Origin of the sequence: Janthinobacterium sp. P210006 (assembly GCF_036231885.1) — a bacterium.
Lineage (GTDB): Bacteria > Pseudomonadota > Gammaproteobacteria > Burkholderiales > Burkholderiaceae_D > Janthinobacterium > Janthinobacterium violaceinigrum.
This window is the reverse complement of sequence record NZ_JAZARD010000003.1, coordinates 134,502-157,584: the sequence shown is the minus strand read 5'-3', so window position 1 is coordinate 157,584 and position 23,083 is coordinate 134,502. Positions and strand designations below refer to the sequence as shown.

General features: G+C 59.9%; 3 protein-coding genes. All 3 read left to right on the top strand.

The genetic code is table 11. The annotated features are described in order from the left end of the window. The first annotated feature begins 298 nt into the window (after nt 1-298). Complete coding sequence (locus VPH41_RS14695) at nt 299-2,083, top strand: ShlB/FhaC/HecB family hemolysin secretion/activation protein (protein ID WP_328570605.1); 1,785 nt, start codon at nt 299-301, stop codon at nt 2,081-2,083. Nucleotides 2,084-2,154: 71 nt separating this feature from the next. Next, nucleotides 2,155-22,407: a two-partner secretion domain-containing protein gene (locus VPH41_RS14690; RefSeq protein ID WP_328570604.1), complete on the top strand. Its 20,253-nt coding sequence runs from the start codon at nt 2,155-2,157 to the stop codon at nt 22,405-22,407. Then, a complete protein-coding gene (locus VPH41_RS14685; RefSeq protein ID WP_328570603.1) occupies nt 22,404-22,805 on the top strand; it encodes a hypothetical protein in 402 nt (133 codons plus the stop codon). Before VPH41_RS14690 ends, VPH41_RS14685 begins: the two co-directional genes overlap by 4 nt. Nucleotides 22,806-23,083: the final 278 nt, after the last annotated feature.

Sequence of the window (23,083 nt, the reverse complement as noted above, 5' to 3'; positions counted from 1 at the left end):
TGGTGAAAGTGGGGCGTGGTCAGCTTCGTAAATCTTACACGACCTTGGCCTTGTCCCGCTGCATGCGTGGGATGCCTAGCTTGCCGATCAAGACGGTGGGAAGGCTGGGGGCATTCTGACGCGATCTTGGTTAATACGGTACGCATCACCATCGCCTGCCCACCTGTTTTACTAGTGGTAATTGGATAGTTGAATGACAGTTACCAAAGAGCTAAAGTTCTCAAGAAATAAATAAAATTGCCATGCGGAAATAATTATTTTATAATCTACTTAAGAAAATAATTACGTAAGGCAACATATGCACCTGCGCTTGACGCCATGGTGCGGTGTATTTTTGTTTAGCGGCACCTTGTGTGCCGCCGTGTCCGCGCAGACCCGTCCTGAAATCGCGCCGCCCCTTCCCACCCCGCCTGGCAGCAGCCAGCGCGACGATGCCAGCCAAGAACTGATACGCCAGCAAGAACGCGAGCGCGTCCTGCGCCAGCAGCAGGAACGCACGCCCGACGTGCGCCTGCTCGAGGCGCCTACGGCCGCGTCAGCCAACCGCCTGCCCGCGGGCGAATCGCCATGCTTTACCATCGATCACCTGGAGTTGCGGGGCGAGGATGCCGCGCAATTCCAGTGGGCGCTGGGCGCCGCCAGCCGCGACGACCTGGGTGCGCCGGACTCTGCGCCGGACTCTGCGCTGGGCCGCTGCCTGGGCACGCAAGCCATCAATGTGCTGATGGGCCGCATGCAGAACGCCATCATCGCGCGCGGCTTTGTCACCACGCGCGTGCTGGCCGAGCCGCAGGATTTAAGCCGTGGCACCCTGGCCTTGACGTTGATACCGGGGCGCATCCGCCAGATCGGCTTTGCGCCCGGCACCAATCCCCGCGCCACTTGGTGGAATGCCGTGCCGGCGCGGCCCGGCGACTTGCTCAATGTGCGTGACACGGAGCAGGCGCTGGAGAATTTCAAGCGCGTGCCGACGGCCGAAGCCGATATCCAGATCATGCCGGCCGAGGGCGGCAATGCGAAGCCGGGCGAGAGCGACCTGCAGATCCAGTGGAAGCAGGGCTTGCCATTCCGCCTGGCGCTGGGCCTTGACGACGGCGGCTCGCGTTCGACGGGCAAGCTGCAGGGCAGCGTGACCCTGTCGTACGACCACTGGCTGACCCTGAACGACCTGTTTTATCTGAGTCTGAATCAGAACGTCGACGGCAACCGCCAGGGTCCGCGCGGCACGGGCGGCATGGTGGCCCACTATTCGATTCCCTATGCCTACTGGCTGCTGGCCTTCACGGCCAGCGACAGCCGCTACCACCAGTCCGTGGCAGGCATCAGCCAGGACTACAACTACAGCGGCGCCAGCCAGAACCGCGAAGTCAAGTTGTCGCGCCTGATCTACCGCGACGCCTCGCGCAAGACGATGGTGTCGCTACGGGGTTGGCAGCGTTCTGCGCAGAACTTCATCGACGACACGGAAGTGGAAGTACAGCGCCGCCGCATGGCGGGCTGGGAACTGGGGCTTGGCCACCGCGAATTCCTGGGCCAGGCCACCCTGGACCTGAACCTGCAATACCGGCGCGGCACGGGCGCGATGGATGCGCTGGCCGCGCCCGAGGAAGCGTTCGGCGAAGGCACGTCGCGCTTCAAGCTGCTGCTGGCCGACGCGGCCCTGGCAGCGCCGTTCACGCTGGCCGGCCAGTCGCTGCGCTATTCCGGCAGCTGGCGCATGCAGCACAACCGCACACCGCTGGTGCCGCAGGACCGCTTTGCCATCGGCGGGCGGTATACCGTGCGCGGCTATGACGGCGAAAGCAGCCTGTCGGCCGAACGGGGCTGGCTGTTGCGCAACGAGTTGGGCGTGCCGCTGGGCAGCAGCGGCCAGGAAGCGTATGCGGGCGTCGACCATGGCGAAGTGGCCGGACCATCTGCCGCCTGGCTGATCGCCACCAATTTGACAGGTGCCTTCGTGGGCCTGCGCGGCCAGTGGCTGGGTGTGCAGTACGACGCCTTTGTCGGCTGGCCCGTGCGCAAGCCCGAGCTGTTCCGTACGGCCAGCCATACGGCTGGCTTCAGCCTGAACGCCAGCTATTAATGTGAGACACCGCGACTGATCAGCCGTTCTCTTCTCTCTATCGCATCATTTAATTGTCATTAGGACATTTCATGAACAAGAACCTGTACCGCATCATCTTCAATAAACGCCGTGGCCAACTGATGGTCGTCGCCGAAAATGCATCCTCGCAAGGCAAGGCGGCCAAGGGCGAAGGCAGCTTGACGCATGGCGTGTTTGAAGGCGATGGGGGCGGCGGGCTCAATGGGCGCTTGCGGCCGCTGGCCTTGGCGATATTTGCCGCGCTGGGCATGGTGAGTTTTGTTGCGGGCCCGGCCATGGGACAGATCGTGGCCGATCCGAACGCGCCGGGCCGCCAGCGCCCGACCGTGGTGCAAAGCGCGAACGGCGTGACGCAGGTGAACATCCAGACGCCGAGCGCGGCAGGTGTATCGCGCAACACCTACAGCCAGTTCGACGTGACGGCGAATGGCGCCATCCTCAACAACAGCCGCGGCAACGTGCAGACGCAGACGGGTGGCTGGGTGCAAGGCAATCCATGGCTGGCGGGCGGTAGCGCGCGCGTGATCCTCAACGAAGTCAACTCGGCCAACCCCAGCCAGCTGCGTGGCTATGTGGAAGTGGCGGGCCAGCGGGCCGAAGTCGTCATCGCCAATCCGGCCGGCGTGAGCGTCGATGGCGGCGGTTTTATTAACGCCAGCCGGGTCGTGCTGACGACGGGCACGCCGATGCTCAACGATGGCAGCCTGGATGGCTACATGGTGCAGCGCGGCGTGGTCACCATCAACGGCCGCGGCCTGGACACGTCGCTGAGCGACTACACGGCCATCCTGGCGCGCGCCGCACAGATCAATGGCGGCATCTGGGCGCAGGAACTGAAGGTGGTGACGGGCAGCAACCAGATCGATGCGGCGCATGGTGTGGCGGGTGCCGCGGCTGGCGTAGGGCCGGCCCCGGCGTATGCGCTGGACGTGGCGCAGCTGGGCGGCATGTACGCGGGCAAGATCACCCTGATCGGCACGGAAGCGGGCCTGGGCGTGCGCAACGCGGGCGTGTTGGCGGCCACGGCCGGCAACCTGGTGCTGCAATCGAATGGCTGGTTAAGCAACAGCGGCAACATCCAGTCGGCCGGCAGCGGCAGCCAGACCAGCATTGCGGTGACGGGCGATGTGGCCAACAGCGGTACCGTGTATGCGGGCGGCGACAGCCAGGTGCAGGCGCAGGGCAATATTGCCAACAGCGGCGTGATCGGCGCGCAGAACAATGTCGAGGTGCACGCCACGGGTGCCGCGGCGCGCATCGACGGGGCGGCGGGTTCCGTGCTGGCCGCAGGTCTGAACCTGGACAACAGCTTGACGGCTAGCGGCAAGCTGAACGTTTCTGCTGGCGACACCATTGCCGTGCACGGCACAGCCGTGGCGGGCGGCGACAGCAGCCTGGCGGCGCGTCAGCTCGATTTAACTGGGGCGCAAGTGTCGGGCGTGAATGTGGCTTTGGGCGCCAGCGCGGGCGACCTCGACGCGGGCCGCGCGCAGGTCAGCGCGCGCGAACGCCTGCAGCTGGACGCGGCGCGCACCGTGCGCAGCGATGCGGCGCAACTGACGGGCCAGCAATTGGGCGTGCATGCGCACGACCTGTCGAACGTAGGCGGCCAGCTCACGCAGCTGGGTGCTGGCGACCTGTCTATTCAATTGCCGGGAGCGCTGGACAACACGCGCGGCGTCATCGCCACGAATAGCCAGGCCTTGCGCCTGCAGGCCGCGAGTCTGAGCAACCAGGACGGGCAGATCCAGCATGCGGGCACGGGTGCGCTGGAGATTGGCGCAGCGCAGATCAACTTGCAGCGCGGCAGCATCGTCAGCAATGGCGCCATGGCGTTGAGTGGGGAACAGGTCGATCACCGCGATGCCCGCACGGTAGCGGGGCAGCTCAGCATTGACGCCGGGACCTTGGACAACCGGGGCGGCAGTCTGGCGCAGAGCGGCCAGAGTGACACACGCGTACAGGTGCGCGGTGCGCTGGACAATCGCGGTGGCACGCTGGAAAGCAATGGCGCTTTGAGCGTGCAGGCGGGCAGCGTGCAAAACCAGAAGGGCCGCATTGTCTCGGCCACGGATGTGGTGCTGTCGACGGGCGTGCTGGACAACACGGAAGCGACCCTGGCGGCCGGCGGCAAGCTGCGCCTCGACAGTGGCGACGTGGATAATACGCGGGGACAGATCCAGGCGCTGGCGGACGATGCGGCCCTGACGGTCGCAAAACTGAACAATTCTGCCGGCAGCGTGTTTGCCGGCGGCAATCTGGCCACCCAGGCCAGCGACGTGTTCAACAGTGGCAACCTGTATGCGGCCGGCAGCCAGGCGCTGCAAGTGCGCGGTGCGATCAGCAACAGCGGCGTGATCGCTGCGCAAGGCGACAACCGCATCGATGCCCGCCGCATCGACAGCGCGGCCGGCAGCCTGCTGGGCGCCGGCGTGCGCGCCGACGGCAGCCTGGCCGGCAACGGCCAGTTGGCCCTGACGGCCACGCAAGCGATCGGCGCCCATGGCCAGAATCTGGCGGCAGGCAAGACCAGCATGCATGCTGCCGCCATCGATCTGAGCGGCAGCCAGACGGGCGGCGCGGCGATTACCCTGAACGCCAGTACCGGCCATGTCGTTACCGATACCGCACTGGTGACGACCACGGGTTTGCTGTCCGTGACGGCGGCCGGCAGCAGCCAGGCCCTGTCGAACGTGCGCGGCACCTTGAGCGCGGGTCAGCTGGACCTGAAAACGGGATCGCTGGACAACCGCGGCGGTACGTTGATCCAGACGGGCACTGGCGATACGGAGTTAACAGGCAGCACCCTGGACAACACGGGCGGACGCATTGCCGTCAACAGTGCCAACCTGGCGTTGACGGCGGAACAGCTGACCAACCGCGACGGCAGCATCGAGCACGCGGGCACGGGCAGCTTGCACCTTGAAGCAACGCGCTTCGATGATGAACGGGGCAAGGTGACAGGCAATGGGCTGGTTGATATCCAGGCGGGCACGCTCGATCACCGCCAGGCAATCACGTCCGGGCAGCAGGTCACCGTGCAGGCCGGCAATCTGGACAACCGCGACGGCACCATGCAGCAGACGGGACCAGGACAGATGCGCGTGGACGTAGCGCAGGCGCTGGACAATACGCGCGGCAGCATTGCCGGCAATGGCAGTGTACAGGTGCAGGCTGGCGTGCTGGACAACAGCAAGGGCCGGATCACCTCGGCTGCGTCGGCCGACATCGTCAGCAAGGGTGTACTGAACAATACCGATGGCGTGATCGCCGCGACCACTGGCCTGCAGGTGGGTGGTAATGCGCTGGACAACACGCGCGGCGTGTTGCAGGCGGACAATTTGCGTCTGGATGCTGTGACCTTGCTGAACCAGCAGGGAACAGTGAGCGCCGGCACGGACCTGACCGCGCGCATCAGCGGTGATTTAACGAATGCTGGCCTGCTGTACGCGGGCCGCAACCAGCAACTGACGGTCGGTGGCTTGCTGAATAACAGCGGTTCCATTGCCTCCGTTGGTAACACCATTATTTCCGCTGGCAAAGTGACCAGTAGCGGCTTGCTGGGCGCTGGCGTGAAAGCGGATGGCAGCCTGGGTACGGCAGGCGACTTGACCATCAACGCCGATGGCGTGCTGCAAGCGAGCGGACAGAACTTGGCGGCAGGCGGCGCTCAGTTGACAGGTGCATCGGTCGATCTGTCGGGTAGCCAGACGGGTGCGGCGAACATCGCCATCACGGCAACTGCTGGTGATGTCGTGACGAACAAGGCAGTGATTTCCGCGAGTAACGTGCTGGCCATCACCGCTAATGCTGCCAATGGCCAAGCTCTGGTGAACAACCAGGGCCAACTGGTGGCCGGACAGTTGCAGCTGAACGTGGCGAACCTGAACAACGCCAGTGGCGAGATCGTGCAGACGGGCACGGGCGACACCGTCATCACCACCGGCAAACTCGACAACACGGCGGGCCGCATCGCCGCCAATAGCGCTAACCTGGCCCTGAATGCGACGGTGTTGACGAACGTCAATGGCAAGCTGGAGCACGCGGGGGCAGGCATCCTGGCGATTAACGCAGGCCAGTTCAACAACCAGTCCGGCAAGATCACGGGCAATGGCAAGCTCGATATCACGGCAGCGACCTTCGACCACCGCAATGCGACGACGGTGGCGAACCAACTGACCATCAACGCCGGCAGCCTGGATAACCGTGCCGGCAGCCTGGCGCAGACGGGTAGCGGCTTGATGACGGTGAACGCTACCGGCCAGCTGGACAACACGGGCGGCAAGATCGAGGGCAATGGCGATGCGCTGGTAAAGGCAACCACCTTGCTGAACAGCACGGGCCGCATCGTGGCGGCGCAGGATGCCACATTGAACGTGGGCAGCCTGGACAATACGCAGGGCACGGTGGCGGCGGGACGTCATCTGCAGCTGTCCGGTGGCGACATTGATAACACCAAGGGCCAATTGCAAGCCGTGGCCGGCAACGCCACCTTGAATGTGGCGAACTTGAACAATACCGCAGGCAACGTGTTTGCCGGCGCCAACTTGAGCAGCACGCTCGACACCTTGAGCAATACGGGCAGCCTGTATGCTGCCGGCAACCAGACTTTGACCGCCAGCGGCGCCATCGTCAACACGGGCGTGATCGCGGCGCAGGGCAACACCAGCCTGACGGCGAAAACCCTCGACAGCAGCGCAAGCAGCCTGATTGGCGCCGGGATGCAGGCTGATGGCAAACTGGGCACGGCAGGCGAGCTGACGATCAGCACGACACAAGCGCTGGCCGCGCATGGCCAGGTCCTGGCGGCGGGTAAGGCGACCCTGACAGGCGCCAGCGTGGATCTGGCAGGTAGCCAGACCAGCGCCGCGAACATCGGCCTGACGGCAACAACGGGTGACGTCAGCACGACCAAGGCGGTCGTGACAACGGCGGGCGCGCTGAACGTGACGACGAGCGCCTCCCTGCACAACACGGAAGGCACGTTGCAGGCAGGCCAGCTCGATTTGCATGTGGGCAATCTGGATAACGCCAAGGGCACTATCTTGCAGACGGGCACGGGCGACACGCGCATCGTCACCGGCAATCTGGACAATACAGCCGGACGCATTGCCGTCAACAGCAAGGATTTGAACATCGATGCCGTCAGCGTCAGCAACAAGGACGGCAAGATCGAGCACGCGGGTACGGGCCTCTTGAATCTGCAGGCAGGCGTGCTGGACAACAGCAAGGGCCGTATTACCTCGGCTGCGTCGGCCGACATCGTCAGCAAAGGTGTACTGAACAATACCGATGGCGTGATGGCAGCGACTGCCGACTTGCATGTGGGCGGTGTGACTATCGACAACACGCGTGGCGTATTGCAGGCGGACAATTTGCGTCTCGATGCGGCATCGTTGCTGAACCAGCAGGGAACAGTGAGCGCCGGTACGGACCTGACAGCGAAAGTGAGCGGTGACCTGAACAACGCGGGGCTGCTGTATGCAGGCCGCCATCAGCAACTGACGGCCGGTGGCTTGCTGAAGAACAGCGGTTCCATCGCCTCCGTTGGTAACACCATTATTTCCGCTGGCAAAGTCACCAGCAGCGGCTTGCTGGGCGCTGGCGTGAAAGCGGACGGCAGCCTGGGTACGGCGGGCGATCTGACGATTAATGCCGATGGCGTGCTACAAGCGAACGGACAGAACCTGGCGGCGGGCAGTGCGACGCTGACGGGTTCCAGTGTGGATCTGTCGAACAGCCAGACGGGTGCGGCAAACATCGCCATCACGGCAGCTACTGGTGATGTCGTGACGAACAAGGCGGTGATTTCCGCTAGCAATCTGCTGTCTATCACCGCCAACGCGAACAACGCGCAGTCACTGGTGAACAACCAGGGCCAGCTGGTGGGCGGCCAGCTGCAACTGAATGTGGCCAACCTGAACAACGCCAGCGGCGAGATCGTGCAGACGGGCACGGGCGACACCGTCATCACCACCGGAAAACTCGACAACACGGCAGGCCGCATCGCCGCCAACAGCGCGAACCTGGCCTTGAACGCGACGGTGTTGACGAACATCAATGGCAAGCTGGAGCACGCTGGCGCGGGCATCCTGGCCATCAACGCGGGCCAGTTCAACAACCAGTCCGGCAAGATCACGGGCAATGGCAAGCTCGATATCACGGCAGCCACCCTGGACCACCGCAATGCGACGACGGTGGCCAATCAGCTGACCGTCAATGCCGGCAGCCTGGACAACCTCGGCGGCAGCCTGGCACAGACAGGCACCGGACGGATGACGGTGAGCGCTACCGGCCAGCTGGACAACACGGGCGGCAAGATCGAAGGCAATGGCGATGCGCTGGTAAACGCCCAGGTATTGCTGAACCATACGGGCCGCATCGTGGCGGCGCAGGACGCCGAGCTTACGGTGGGCAGCCTGGATAATACGCAAGGCACGGTGGCAGCGGGGCGCCATCTGCAACTGTCCGGTGGCGATATCGACAATACCAAGGGGCAATTGCAGGCCGTAGCCGGCAACGCCACCTTGAACGTGGCGAACTTGAACAATACCGCAGGCAACGTGTTTGCCGGCGCCAACCTGGATGCGACACTGGCCAGCCTGAACAACACGGGCAGCCTGTACGCAGCCGGCAACCAGACCTTGACCGCCAGCGGCGGCATCATCAACACAGGCGTGATCGCGGCGCAGGGCAACACCAGCCTGACGGCGAAAACTCTCGACAGCAGCGCAAGCAGCTTGATTGGCGCGGGCATGCAGGCTGATGGCAAGCTGGGCACAAGTGGCGACCTGACGATCAGCACAACACAAACGCTGGCCGCGCACGGCCAGAACCTGGCTGGGGGCAAGGCGACCCTGACAGCCGCCAGCGTGGACCTGGCAGGCAGCCAGACCAGTGCGGCCAACATCGGCCTGACGGCAACAACGGGTGACGTCAGCACGAACAAGGCGGTGGTGACGACGCCAGGCACATTGAGCATCACGAGCAATGTCACCTTGCACAACACGGAAGGCACGGTGCAGGCGGGCCAGCTCGATCTGCATGCGGGCAATCTGGATAACGCCAAGGGCACTATCTTGCAGACGGGTACGGGTGACACGAATATCGTCACCGGCAATCTGGACAATACAGCGGGCCGCATCGCGGTCAACAGCAAAGACTTGAACATCGATGTGGCCACGCTGACGAACCGCGATGGCAAGATCGAACATGCAGGCACGGGCCTTTTGAATCTGCAAGCGGGCGTGCTGGACAACAGCAAGGGCCGCATCACCTCGGCTGCATCGGCCGATATCGTCAGCAAGGGGACACTGAATAATACCGATGGCGTAATGGCAGCGACTGCTGACTTGCATGTGGGCGGTGTGAATATCGACAACACGCGCGGCGTGTTGCAGGCGGACAATTTGCGTCTGGACGCTGTGACCTTGCTGAACCAGCAAGGGACAGTCAGTGCCGGCACGGATTTGACGGCGAAAGTGAGCGGTGACCTGAACAACGCTGGCCTGCTGTACGCGGGCCGCCACCAGCAACTGACGGTGGGGGGATTGCTGAACAACACGGGATCGATTGCCTCCGTCAACAACACCCATATTACCGCTGGCAAAGTCACCAGCAGCGGCCTGCTGGGCGCCGGTGTGAAAGCCGATGGTAGCCTGGGTACGGCGGGCGATCTGACGATTAATGCCGATGGCGTGCTGCAAGCGAGCGGACAAAACCTGGCGGCAGGCAGTGCGACGCTGACGGGGGCCAGTGTGGATCTGTCGAACAGCCAGACGGGCGCCGCAAACATCGCCATCACGGCAACTACTGGCGATGTCGTGACGAACAAGGCGGTGATTTCCGCGAGTAACGTGCTGGCCATTACGGCCAACGCACATAACGCCCAGTCACTGGTAAATAGCCAGGGCCAGCTGGTGGGCGGCCAGTTGCAGCTGAACGTCGCCAACCTGAACAACGCCAGCGGCGAGATCGTGCAGACGGGCACAGGCGACACCGTCATCACGACAGGCAAGCTGGACAACACGGCGGGCCGCATCGCCGCCAACAGCGCGAACCTGGCCTTGAACGCGATGGTGTTGACGAACGTCAATGGCAAGCTGGAGCATGCAGGCGCGGGCGTGCTGGCCATCAACGCGGGCCAGTTCAACAACCAGTATGGCAAGATCACGGGCAATGGCAAGCTGGATATCACGGCAGCCACCTTCGACCACCGCAAGGCGACGACGGTGGCCAATCAGCTGACCATCAACGCCGGCAGCCTGGACAACCGTGCTGGCAGCCTGGCGCAGACGGGTACCGGCCTGATGACGGTGGCGGCCACCGGCCAGCTGGACAATACGGGCGGCAAGATCGAGGGTAACGGCGATGCGCTGGTAAAGGCAACCACCTTGCTGAACAACACGGGTCGCATCGTGGCGGCACAGGATGCCGAGTCGAGCATCGGTAGCCTGGATAACACGGAAGGTACCGTGGCAGCCGGGCGCAACCTGGCATTGAACGGTGGCGATATCGACAATACCAAGGGCCAGCTGCAAGCCGTGGCCGGCAATGCTACCCTGACTGTTGCGAACTTGAACAATACCGCAGGCAACGTGTTTGCCGGCGGCAACCTGAGTACCACGCTTGATACCTTGAGCAATACGGGCAGCCTGTATGCGGCTGGGAATCAATCCCTGACGGCAACAGGCGCCATCGTCAACACGGGCGTCATCGCAACACAGGGCAACACCAGCCTGACGGCGCAAACCCTCGACAGCAGCGCAAGCAGCTTGCTCGGTGCCGGCATGCAAGCCGATGGCAAGCTGGGCATGACCGGTGACCTGACGATCAGCACGACACAAACGCTGGCCGCGCACGGCCAGGTCCTGGCGGCGGGTAAGGCGACCCTGACAGGCGCCAGCGTGGATCTGGCAGGTAGCCAGACCAGCGCCGCGAACATCGGCCTGACGGCAACAATGGGTGACGTCAGCACGAACAAGGCGGTCGTGACAACGGCGGGCACGCTGAATGTGACAACGAGCGCCACCTTGCACAACACGGAAGGCACGGTGCAGGCCGGTCAACTGGATATGCATGTAGGCAACCTGGACAACGCCAAGGGCACCATCTTGCAGACTGGCACGGGCGACACGCGCATCGTCACCGGCAGTCTGGACAATACGGCCGGCCGCATCGCCGTCAACAGCGCGAACGTGACCCTCGATGCCGTCACCGTCACCAACAAGGACGGCAAGATTGAACATGCGGGTACGGGAAGCCTGGCTATCAAGGCGCCAACACTCGATGGTAGCGGTGGCACGATTATCGGTAATGGTCTTGTTGATATCGCTGCTGGGGAATTTAATCACAGTAAGGCAGTTACATCGGCAAACCAGCTGCTTGTTCAGGCCGCGGCGATGAATAACCAGGGCGGGAAGTTGCAGACGACCGGCAAGGCCGAAGTGCACGTGCAGCAAGGTCTGGAAAACGGTGGTGGCATCATTGCGGCAAATGGTCTGTTGCAAGTCACGGCCGCCAGACTCGATAATACCAAGGGCAGCATCAATGCTGCCACCGATGCCAGTATCCTGATGCTCGGTGCGCTCAACAATACGGGGGGCGTGATTGCTGGCGGGGAAACCTCGCAGGTGACAGCGCAAGCCATCGACAATACGCATGGCGTGCTGCAGGCGGGGAAAGGAAAATTGGGGATCGATGCCGGCAGCCTCCTTAATACTGGCGGTGAAATCAGCGCCGGGACAGCTCTGACGGCGACGGTATACGGCGACATGAATAATGCCGGCCTGTTGTATGCCGGGGGCGAACAGTCTCTGAAGGTGGCGGGTGCGCTCGTCAATACGGGCTCCATTGCGGCGCTGGGCAGCACCACTGTGGTAGTGGGCAGCATGACGGGCAACGGGTTGCTTGCCGCGGGATTGAAGACGGACGGATCGTTGGCGCAAACGGGGGACTTGAGTGTCCGCGCTGGCGGTGCCCTGCAGCTAGGCGGGAAAAATCTCGCTGCCGGCAACATCGTATTGGACGGTGCGGCGCTTGATCTTTCGGGCAGCCAGACCAGCGGTGTCAATATCGCCTTGGCCGCCGGTAGCGGTGACATCAACACCGCGCGCGCCACGGTCAGCACGCCGGGCCTGCTGAGCATCATGGCCAGTGCGCAGAACGGTCAAACCTTGCTCAACCAGCAAGGTAGCTTGAACGCCGGACAGCTCGACTTCCGCTTGGCCAATGTAAACAATGCCGGCGGCAGCATTATTCAGACAGGGAGCGGCGACAGCGCCATTGTACTGACAGGAACTGGCGGCACCCTGGACAATACAGGCGGACGCATTGCCGCCAACAGCCAGAACTTGCAATTAAAAGCAGCGAAGTTGACGAATACGGATGGCAAGATCGAGCACGCCGGTAGCGGCACACTGACGATCAGCGCGGCGAACTTGTATGCGCAGCGGAGCCAGATTACGGGTAATGGCGCACTGGATGTGCGGGCTGATTATGTGGATCACCGCAACGGTAGCGCAATTGCACAGCAAGTAAATTTTGCGACCGCGACGCTGGACAACCGCCACGGCGAACTCTTGCAATTGGGAACCGGCAAGGCATCGATTACGGCCAGCATCAGCCTGGATAACGGAAACGGCAAGATTGAAAGTAACGGCAGCGCTGTGCTGGACACGGGCCTGTTGTTGAACCAATCCGGGCGCATCGTGTCCGGCGGCTCGCTGGAGGTGGGTGCAAGCGGGGGACTGGATAACAGCGATGGTACCGTGGCCGGCAGCAAGGGCCTGTCGTTGACGGCGGGCGATGTCAATAACGCGCGCGGCAGCTTGCAGGCGTTGACTGGCAATGCCAGCTTGCATGTGAAGGACTTCAGCAATATTGGCGGCAGTGTATTTGCCGGCGCTAATTTGTTGACACAAGCAGCCAATGTCACCAGCACGGGCAGCCTGTACGCGGGCGGTACTCAGACACTGACCGCTATTGGCAAGTTCAGCAACAGCGGTGTGGTTGCTGCGTTGGGCGATACCAGCATTTCCGCAGCCAGCCTGGACAGCAGCAAGGGTGGCTTGATTGCGGCAGGCATGCAGGCGGATGGGAAACTGGCCGCGACGGGCAATCTTGCGATCACGACAGGGCAGGATTTGCGCGCAGCAGGACAGAACTTAGCGGCGGGAAATATCGTTCTCAAGGGGAGTGCGCTTGACTTGGACGGTAGCCTCAGCAACGGTGCCAATATCGCGCTGACAGCTACCGGCGGCAACATCAGTACCAGTGGCGCCATCGTCAATACCATCGGCACTCTGAGTGTTGAGGCACAGTCCAATAGTGGGCAGCGCTGGAATAACAGCTCGGGCGAGATTGTTGCCGGGCAGTTGCAGGTGCAAACAGCGAACTTGAGCAACAACAAGGGCAGTATCGTGCAAAGCGGTAGTGGCGATACCTCCATCGCGATGCGGGCACCGGGCGGCATTCTTGACAATACCGATGGCCGTATTGCCGTCAACAGTACCAACTTGACACTGGGGGCGGGCACCCTGGCCAATGTGGGCGGAAAAATTGAGCACGCCAGCAACGGCTTGTTGGCCATCGATGTGGGGGCCTTCAATGGGCAACGGGGCCAGATCACGGCCAACGGGAAACTGGATATTACCGCAACGAGCATCGATCATCGCAATGCCAGCACGCAAGCTGGACAACTGACGATCAAGACAGGCAACCTGGATAACAATCAAGGCGAGCTGATTCAACTGGGGCAGGGCGCAAGTAGCATCGTTGCCTCGCAAACACTGAATAATCAAGGCGGCAAGATCGCCAGCAACGGCAATGCCACGGTGAGCGCACAGACGCTGAATAACCAGGGCGGCACCTTGCAGGCTGCAGGCACATCCACGCTGCAGCTGACTGCTGGCACGAGCCTCGACAATACCAGCGGCACGATCGCAGCCGGCAGCAACGCCACGCTTCAGGTGGGGCATTTGCTCAACCATGGCGGCTCTCTGACCGCCAGTGGTGCCATGACGGTAACGGTTGCGCAGGCGCTCGACAATTCGGCTGGTCTGTTGGCGGCCAATGGCAATCTGGACCTGAGCGCGTCCAGTCTCGACAATACGGACGGCAAACTGGCCAGTATCACGGGCAATCTGATCGCCAGTACGGGCCAGTTGCTCAACGATAGCGGGAAAATACAGGCCGGTGGCGACATCACCGTGCATAGCGCGAGCCTCAGCAATTCTCTGGCGGCAGGCCATGCGGAGGCGGGTAGCATTACGGGCCGCAATGTCAGTATTGATACAAACGGCCAGACGCTGGGAAATTCCCTGGGGACTATTGCCGCTACGCAAACACTGAATTTGCAGACGGGGGCGCTGAACAATGAAGGCGGCCTGCTCCAGGCAGGAGGCCCGCTGGTGCTCAACACGCACGGTCAGACCTTGAATAACAACAATGCGTCGGCCTATGCGGTACGTCATCCGGGTGCGGCGGGCGGCATCAGCAGCGGCGCTGGCGTGACCTTGGCGACAGGCGGCTGGAACAACGTTGGCGGGTACTTCGGCTCTGCCGGCCAGGTCAGCGGCAGCAGCGGCTATATCGATAACCGCAACGGGAAAATAGTCTCGACTGCTGGCCTCGATCTTGCCATTGGGGGACTGGGAAATCAGGGTGGACAAGTACAAGTCGTGGGTAACCTGGGCTTGCAGGCGGGGAGCGGCACGATCGACAATACCTCCGGCCTGATCCGCAGCGGCACCACGGTAACCCTGGGCGCAGGCGCGATTGTCAATCAATCCACACAGGGTGCCAGCCAGGGAATAGAGGGGCGGGACGTCAATCTGTCTGCGGCAAGCGTGAACAATAGCCAGGGTGGCTTGCGTGCTGATAATAATTTGACTATCCGCAGTAGCGGCAGCGTGAACAACACTGCTGGTCTCATCAGCGCAAACAATGCCGTCAGTGTGCAGGACGATGGCAGCAATCGTACTCTGGCGATAGCGAATGCCGGCGGTACCTTGATTGGCGGCCAGCTGGCCGCCATCCGGGCGGCGACCTTGAGCGGCGCCGGCAACGTGATGTCGAAAGGCGACTTGAATCTCGACCTGGTTGGCAACTACACGGTAGATGCCGGGGCGCAAGTGATTGCCAATCGTAACGCTACGCTGGCGGTTTCGGGCAATCTCGTCAATGCAGGCAAAGTACAGGCAGGCAACACGCTGGCGATCAATGCCGGCAATCTCGATAACACCGCGAGCGGCGACATCAACGCCAATCTCAGCCAGGTGAGGGTAGGCGGCACGCTGATTAACCGCGGGGTGATCGATGGCGTGTACACGCAGATCGACGCGGGCACCCTGAATAATATTGGTAGCGGACGCATCTACGGTAGTGAGCTGAGCATCGCCGCAGGCAGGTTGAATAACGATGTCGAAGGCGGCGTCGCCGCGACCATCGCTTCGCGCGGCAGCCTGGATATCGGCGCCACGACAATCAGCAACCGCGAGCATGCGTTGATCTTCAGCTCAGGCGATATGGCCATCGGCGGTAGCTTGGATACCAATCGCCGGGCCAGCGGTCGGGCTGGAAGCTTGACTAATGCCAGTGCGACGATTCAGGCGCTTGGCGATCTGGCCTTATGGTCCAACGAAGTCTATTTGCTGAACAACCACTTCAAGGTTGAATTCACGACGCAAGGCAAGAAAGAGTATTTCTCAGAGTTCATGCCCTATGACGGTAACACATATACAGACGGAAGTCCTGGAGTCTATACCAAGATCAATTCCAGCCGTGAACTTGAACTCTATGTGCATGGAAACATGTTCAGCGAATTTATCTGGCGAACGTATAGCCGCACGATCACTACCAGCACAGTGACCGAGTCTGATCCAGCGTTAATAACGGCAGGTGGAAATCTGACGGTGATCGCGAATACGGGCGTTAACGAAAATAGCCGTTTTATCGCTGGCAAGACGTTGAACGTTGAAAACAAGATAGAGAATCGTTACACCGGGAACCAGACGTTGATCACCAAAGTAGGTACAGACACCTACTATGAGTATGAGCACCTGGATCTAGTCGAAGATTTAGAGTCGAACCTTGGCCCAAGTAACGACTTCCGTAAGGGAGAAGTTCATGAGGTAGAAGTCATTAATGGTGCCCCTGTTTCCGGCGGCAATCCCGTACCTGCACCTGTCAATGGCGTAGCAAGCCGGCAGGGAGTAACTTCCAGCGATGCTCCCAATGCGGCTGGCGCTACCAAGGTGCAGGTTTCATTGAACAACGTCAGCAGCGCCACCTTGACGATGGCAGGCGTTAACCCTACTAGTGGAGAATCCGCCAATGCTGTAACCGGCTCTGGCGGTTCGTCTGGTAGCAATGCATTGGGTGAGGCGGGCAAAGCCGGGGCAATGGGGACGGTAGGCGGCCGCGTCGTCGATCGGGTCTCTGGTGCAGGTGGAGCCGGTCATGTCTCGACTATCGATCAGACGTCCTTGGAGACGAACGGCGCCGCAATCCGTGCTGATCAGGCAAACGCCGTCCAGGCCCCTGATGCTGCCGGCCGTGCCGGTACGGCCGGGCAACACGGCAGTATTGACAAGGTGTCGGGTGCGTCGGCCGGAGCGGCCTCGGGAACAGTGCCTGTTGCCGGTATTGCGGATCCCAGCAAGCTGGAGGCCGGTACTCAGAGCGGCCCACAAAGCGTGCATGCCGCTGCAGGCATACACGCTAGCGACCGAACGGATAACGCGGGCTTGGTCGCCAATATCGGCGAAGTTGCCAATAGCGGCGTGCAGGCGGTGCGTGGCGCTGGTGGTGTTGTCAATGCCGGCAAGTTGGCAGTGGCGGCAGTGGGAAGTGCCGCAGGGATCGCAAATGGCGCCGGTCCGGCTGGCAGCGATCGGACAGGCAATGCCGGCAAGTCAAACAGTATCGCCGCGGTCGCCGCCAAAGCGGTATTGAAGGCGGATGGCGTGGCCGCTGTCGCCCAGACTGACATCAATACTGGCGAAACCGCCAGCATTGGTGCGGCCGTGGGAGCGGCGGCGAAGGCTGCCCCCGGCGCCACGGTAGGCCAGGCACGATCCGCGCAGATACAGCAGGTGGCGCTGGCGAATCCGCATGGCAAGGCCGAGGTGGTCAGGACGGGCGCCAAGCCCGTGCAGTTGCCGAACGCCAGCCTGTTCAAGATCAGCCCGTCGGCCTCGGCGCATTATCTGGTCGAGACCGATCCACGTTTCGCCAGCTACCGTACCTGGACGGGGTCCGACTACATGAGCAGCAAGGTGCAGCTTGACCCGGCTGTCACACAGAAGCGCCTGGGCGATGGCTTCTATGAACAACAGTTGGTCAGGGAGCAGTTGGCCGACCTGACCGGCCACCGTTTCACCGGCGACTATACGAACGACGAGGAACAATACCGTGGCCTGATGGATGCCGGCGTCAGTTATGCCCAGCAATGGGGGCTTCGCCCTGGCGTGGCGTTGACGGCTGAACAGATGGCGGCATTGACCAGTGACATTGTCTGGCTGGTTGAACGCGAAGTGACGCTGGCCGATGGCAGCACGCAGAAGGCGCTGGTGCCGCAAGTGTATGTGCGCTTGCGCGCCGATGATATCGATGGCATGGGCGCGCTATTGGCAGGCAAGGACGTCAACATCAATATCAAGGGCGATCTGACCAATAGTGGCACCATCGCCGGACGCAATGTGGTATTGCTGAATGCTGAGAATGTGAATAATCTGGGCGGCCGCATTGACGGCGATGCCGTTGGCATTGCAGCGCGTAACGATTTGAATAACATCAGCGGTACCATCTCGGCCAACAGCACCTTGCAGGCAAGCGCCGGACGCGATATCAATATCGCCACAGCGACGTTTGGTCAAGGACGCGATTTTGACCGCGTGGCGGGCCTGTATGTCAGCGGAGGCGAATCAGGCGGTAGCAACATGATGCTATCGGCCGGGCGAGACGTCAGTATCGCCGGCGCCATCGTCAGCAATGCTGGCAAAGGCGGTGCTACCACTATCTCTGCTGGGCGTGACCTGAGCGTGACCACAGTCGTTGCCTCTGCCAGTGAAGGCCTTTCAGCAGCGCGCGTCAAGGATATGGCGAGCGAGGTGCAAAGCGATAAAGTGACATTGATTGCAGGCAACGATATCAATAACCGCGGTAGTAGCATCGTGGCCGAAACGCAATTGCTGGCCAGTGCCGGACGTGATATCAACATTGTTACGACCACCGTCAGCACCGGCAGAGAGCGACGTACCGACAGCAGTATTGTTACGGATACCAGCACAGTCGTTGATAAAGTCGCCGGCATGTACGTGACAGGCACGGGTGAAGGCAATGCCCTGATCGCCCAGGCAGGGCGCGATGTGACGGTGACGGGTGGTGTTATCGCCAACGCGGGCGTGAATGGCCTGACCAGCGTGATTGCTGGCAATAACCTGACCCTCAACACCGTCGCCGTCGCGTCGACGCACGATGACGTGCGCAATGCAGACAATTACCGCAAAGAAAGCAAAACAGGTGAAGTGGGAAGCCAGATTATCGGCGCTGGCGATGTCAATTTTCAGGCGGGCCATGACCTGTCGGCGCGTGCGGCCGAAGTGCAGGCGGGCGGGGCGCTGGGACTGGTGGCGGGCCATGACATCAGCCTGGTCAATGGCGTGGCCACCGACAGTCTGGATGTGGCAAGCAAGGTCAAGAAGAGCGGTACTTTTTCCAGCAAAACGACGACTACACGCGATCTCGTGCAGACCAGCACCGCGCAGGGGACTTCATTGACGGGTAATACCGTCGATATCGCCGCCGGGCATGACCTCATGGTGGCAGGCTCCTCGATCCTTGCGCACGAGGCAGCCAATTTAATCGCGAAAAACGATATCAGCATCGAATCTGTCGGGCTGGACGGCAAGGAAATCCATTCCAAGGAAGTGAAAAAGAGCGGCGCCTTTGGCTTGAGCAAGTCGCTGACCAGCCAGGCCGACGATGGCCGCACCACGAACCAGGCAGGCAGTGCCGTCAGTGGTGGCAGTGTGACGATGGTGGGCGGACGCGACGTCGCCATCAAGGGCAGCACGGTAGTGGCCGATGGCAACATTGACTTGACCGCCTTGCGCAACCTGAGCATCGTCAGCGCCGAGAACGACAAGGACACGACGTCGAGCAGCTTCAGCAAGAAGTCCGGCTTTATCGGCAGCATCAACCAGCCGGCTTTCGGCACCGTCAAAACCACCAGCGATGGCAAGAGCACAAGCGTGGCGCAAGTGGGCAGCCAGATTGCCAGCCTGGGCGGCAATGTGTCGCTGCGCGCGGGCGAGACGTACACGCAGACGGCCAGCGAAGTGCTGGCCACCGGCACGGGTGCGAATGGCGGCTTGCCTGGCGATATCAGCATCGTGGGCAAGAACGTGTTGATCAAGGAGGCGTATAACAGCAATGCCAGCGAGCAGCACACGACTTTCAGCAAGGTGGCCCTTGGCGGTACGGTCAACGTGCCAATTGTCGATGCTGTGAAAAGCATCGGCAGCCTGGCAAAAGCAGCCGAACAGACGAAAGACTCGCGCATGCAGGCGTTGGCGGCCGTGACTTTGGCATCGAAGGCCACGGATCTGGCTGGCATGGCGTCGAAGGGATTGACCAACACGGCCGGCATCAAGATCAGCGTCAGCCTGGGCAGCAGCAAGAGCGAAAGCGAGATGCATCAGAGCAGCAGCACGGTGGTTGGCAGCGCCGTCAATGCGGCTGGCAACGTCAGCATCGTTGCGACAGGTGGAGGGGCGGACAGTGACTTGACGGTAGCCGGCAGCAAGATTGGCGCGGGCGGCAATCTCACCCTGTTCGCTGACGACAAGATCAACTTGCTCGCGGCGCAAAATACGGCGACGCAAACGAGCAAGAACAGCAGCAGCGGTTCCAGCATCGGCATCGGCTATACCTTTGGCGGCACGCAAAATGGTTTCAGCCTTGATATCGCGGCAAACCAGGCGCGCGGCAAGGCCGATGGCACGGACAATTACTACACCAACACCTATGTGACGGCAGGTAAGACTGCGACCATCATCAGTGGTGGCGACACAACCTTGCAAGGCGCGATTTTGGCGGCAGACACGGTCAAGGGCGCCATCGGCGGCAACCTGAACATTATCAGCCTGCAGGATACAAGCACCTACGCCAGCAAGAGCAGCAGCGCGGGTTTCAACATGAGCTTGTGCATTCCTCCGTTCTGCTATGGGGCCAGCAGTGTCGGCGGCAGCGTGTCGAAAAGCAAGGCCAGCGGCGACTTTGCCAGTGTTACGGAACAAAGCGGCATCAAGGCGGGCGACGGCGGCTTCCAGATCAACGTCACCGGCAATACCGACCTGCAGGCGGGTGTGATTGCCAGCACTGGCAAGGCGATCACGGACGGCAAGAACTCGCTGATCACAGGTACTTTGACGACGAGCGAGCTGCAAAACAAGGATGAGCATTCGGCTAGCGGGTTCAGCTTGAGCGGATCCGTCAGCGGCAAGATGGGCGATCAGAGCACAGCCAAAACGACTGAAGGCAAGGACGCAGCGAAGATGAAGTCCAATCCGGGAGGCTCGGCCGGTATCGGTAGCGTATCGGGCAGCCAGAGCAGCACGACGGGTTCGGGCATAAGCGGCGGCACTATTCTCATCACGGATGCAGAGAAGCAACAAGCGCTGACGGGCAAGACGGCGACGGAAATGCTGGCTGAACTGAACCGTGACGTCAGCACTGAGAAGGATAGTAGTGGCGCCCTAAATAAGGCATGGGACGGCAAGAAGCTGGAGAAGGAAACGCAGGCGCAGATGACAATCACGGCGGCGTTCGGTTCAATGGCTGCGAAGGAGATCGGGGATTACGCAGACAGGAAAATGAAAGATGCCAGGGATGCGGGCGATCTGGCGGAGGCTGCGAAATGGGAGGAAGGCGGGGTTTATCGTGTTGCTGCGCATACGGCGGCCGGTGCACTTGCGGGAGGTGTCGGTGGCGCGCTTGGGGCCGGAGCCAGCGCTGCTGCCATGCCCAAGATCGGTGAGATGATCGATGGTATGGATCTGCCTGAGCCAGTTAAGCAGGCATTGGGAGCAGTGACTGCAACGGCAATTGGTACAGTGACTGGTGGTATAGCCGGTACGGCAAGCGCACTGAATACTGACCTGAACAATCGACAGTTGCATCCAACTGAACGGCAATGGGCCAAAGAAAATGCGAAAAAATATATGCAATATCTCTCTGAAAAGACAGGGGAGAAAATATCTTTAGAAGAATCATTTCAACGGCTATTGTCTGCAGGCTATGCTGTTGTCGACGATCATGCAGGTCGCGCCGGCAAGAGTGATGAAGTCGCAAAGCAGTATATTTCTGAAAAAAAACCGAAAGAGTTGTTTGTGGCGACGGCCGCTGAACGTGCCAATCCATTTCTTAATGGAAATAAAGATAATTCATTATCTCCAGAGCAACAGGCGCGATTCGGTGCCAAGACGCCAGGTGAATTTGCAAGCAAAAAAGTTACTAAAGCTTATGACTATGTTGGAGTGCCTTGTGCGAATAAGTGTGGCGATAAATTTGATGCGATATCTGCTGCAATTGTGGCATTGAATGATGCTAAAATTCTTTATCAAGGTGATGTTGGTAGTATTAAGGTAATTGATCAGCAAATAAATCTTTTAAAGGATGGAATTTCTCAGGATGAGATTGTGGTGGGTGCATCTCAATCAATTAGTTCCACAGATAAAGACATTGCATATATGTTGCTTGGTGGAGCATCAAAGAAGATTGTTGATAAAGTTGGCGGTAAATTTGTTGCAGATAATATTGAAACAGCTTCTATGGCCATTGAAGTAAAAAAATTGCGCGCAGCTTTGCGATCTGATAACAAAAGCAGCGGAAATATGGCGATTGCTAATGTGGATATTGAGGGCCTCCCTAAGACTATGGCGGCTCATAGTGCTGTTGATGAAGCTGAGAAAGGGTTGGTTGGAAAAGGAGGGGGTAATTTCTTTGCTCAAAAAATCGAGAATGTTAGTGGTCGAAGCATTGATCGAATTACTGACTCTGAGTACAAAATATTAGATAATATTGCTGATATTCTTGGGAGTAATTTTTCTACCAATGGGCGGGTTAAAATATTGACGGAAAGGCCAGCATGTGATAGTTGCTTGGGAGTGGTCGAACAATTTATGAAGAAGTATCCAAATATTAAGGTTGAGGTGGTCGATAATCGTGGTGTTACGTTGGGTAAAAAGACGGTTGTTACTCCTTCATTTAGGGATTATGCCAATGGGGTGAAAAAATGAGCTATGAATTTCTTGAGGATTACCTTCCTGATGATATGCGAGTGAATTACAAAATAATAAAATGGTGGTTTTTTAAGTATGCCTATAGATATTGTCGAAATCGTATTGATCGTATGAATTCGGCAGCGGATTTTTGGGCTGATAATGAATCTGAATATGCTTATGCCTATGAGCAATTTAATTATGGTATTGAGCAGCCTCTTGAATATTTAATGATTCATGTTGTATCTCTCATTGTTGATTCTGGTAGAGGTTCGCAACGATTTTTCGATTTTCATCGTGGCGAGATTGATGAAATTTTAAGGCTGAATAAATTGGAGGATTTGTTTTTAATGATTGATGATGAGGTTGAGTTGAGAGATTTTAAGTGTGATCTAAAGGCTTTAAAGATTTTTTAATTTATATATTATTTACGGATGGGGGCGTGTGCCAGTGCTCGTTTGACGAACAGGGGGCGTATTAGGTACCTATACCAGCACCTATGCCTCGCCCAAAATTGATGCATGATTGATAGTATCGACCTGCCTGATCCCGTCAAACAGGCCTTGGGGGCCGGGGGTAGGTCTGGTATTCGTACCCGATCTCAGCCTTGGCCGTCGCGATCTGCAGCAAGTTGCGCTTTATTAAATGCCGATACGGTCCGACAGACTGCCCTGCTCGAGACGTGAAAAGTGGC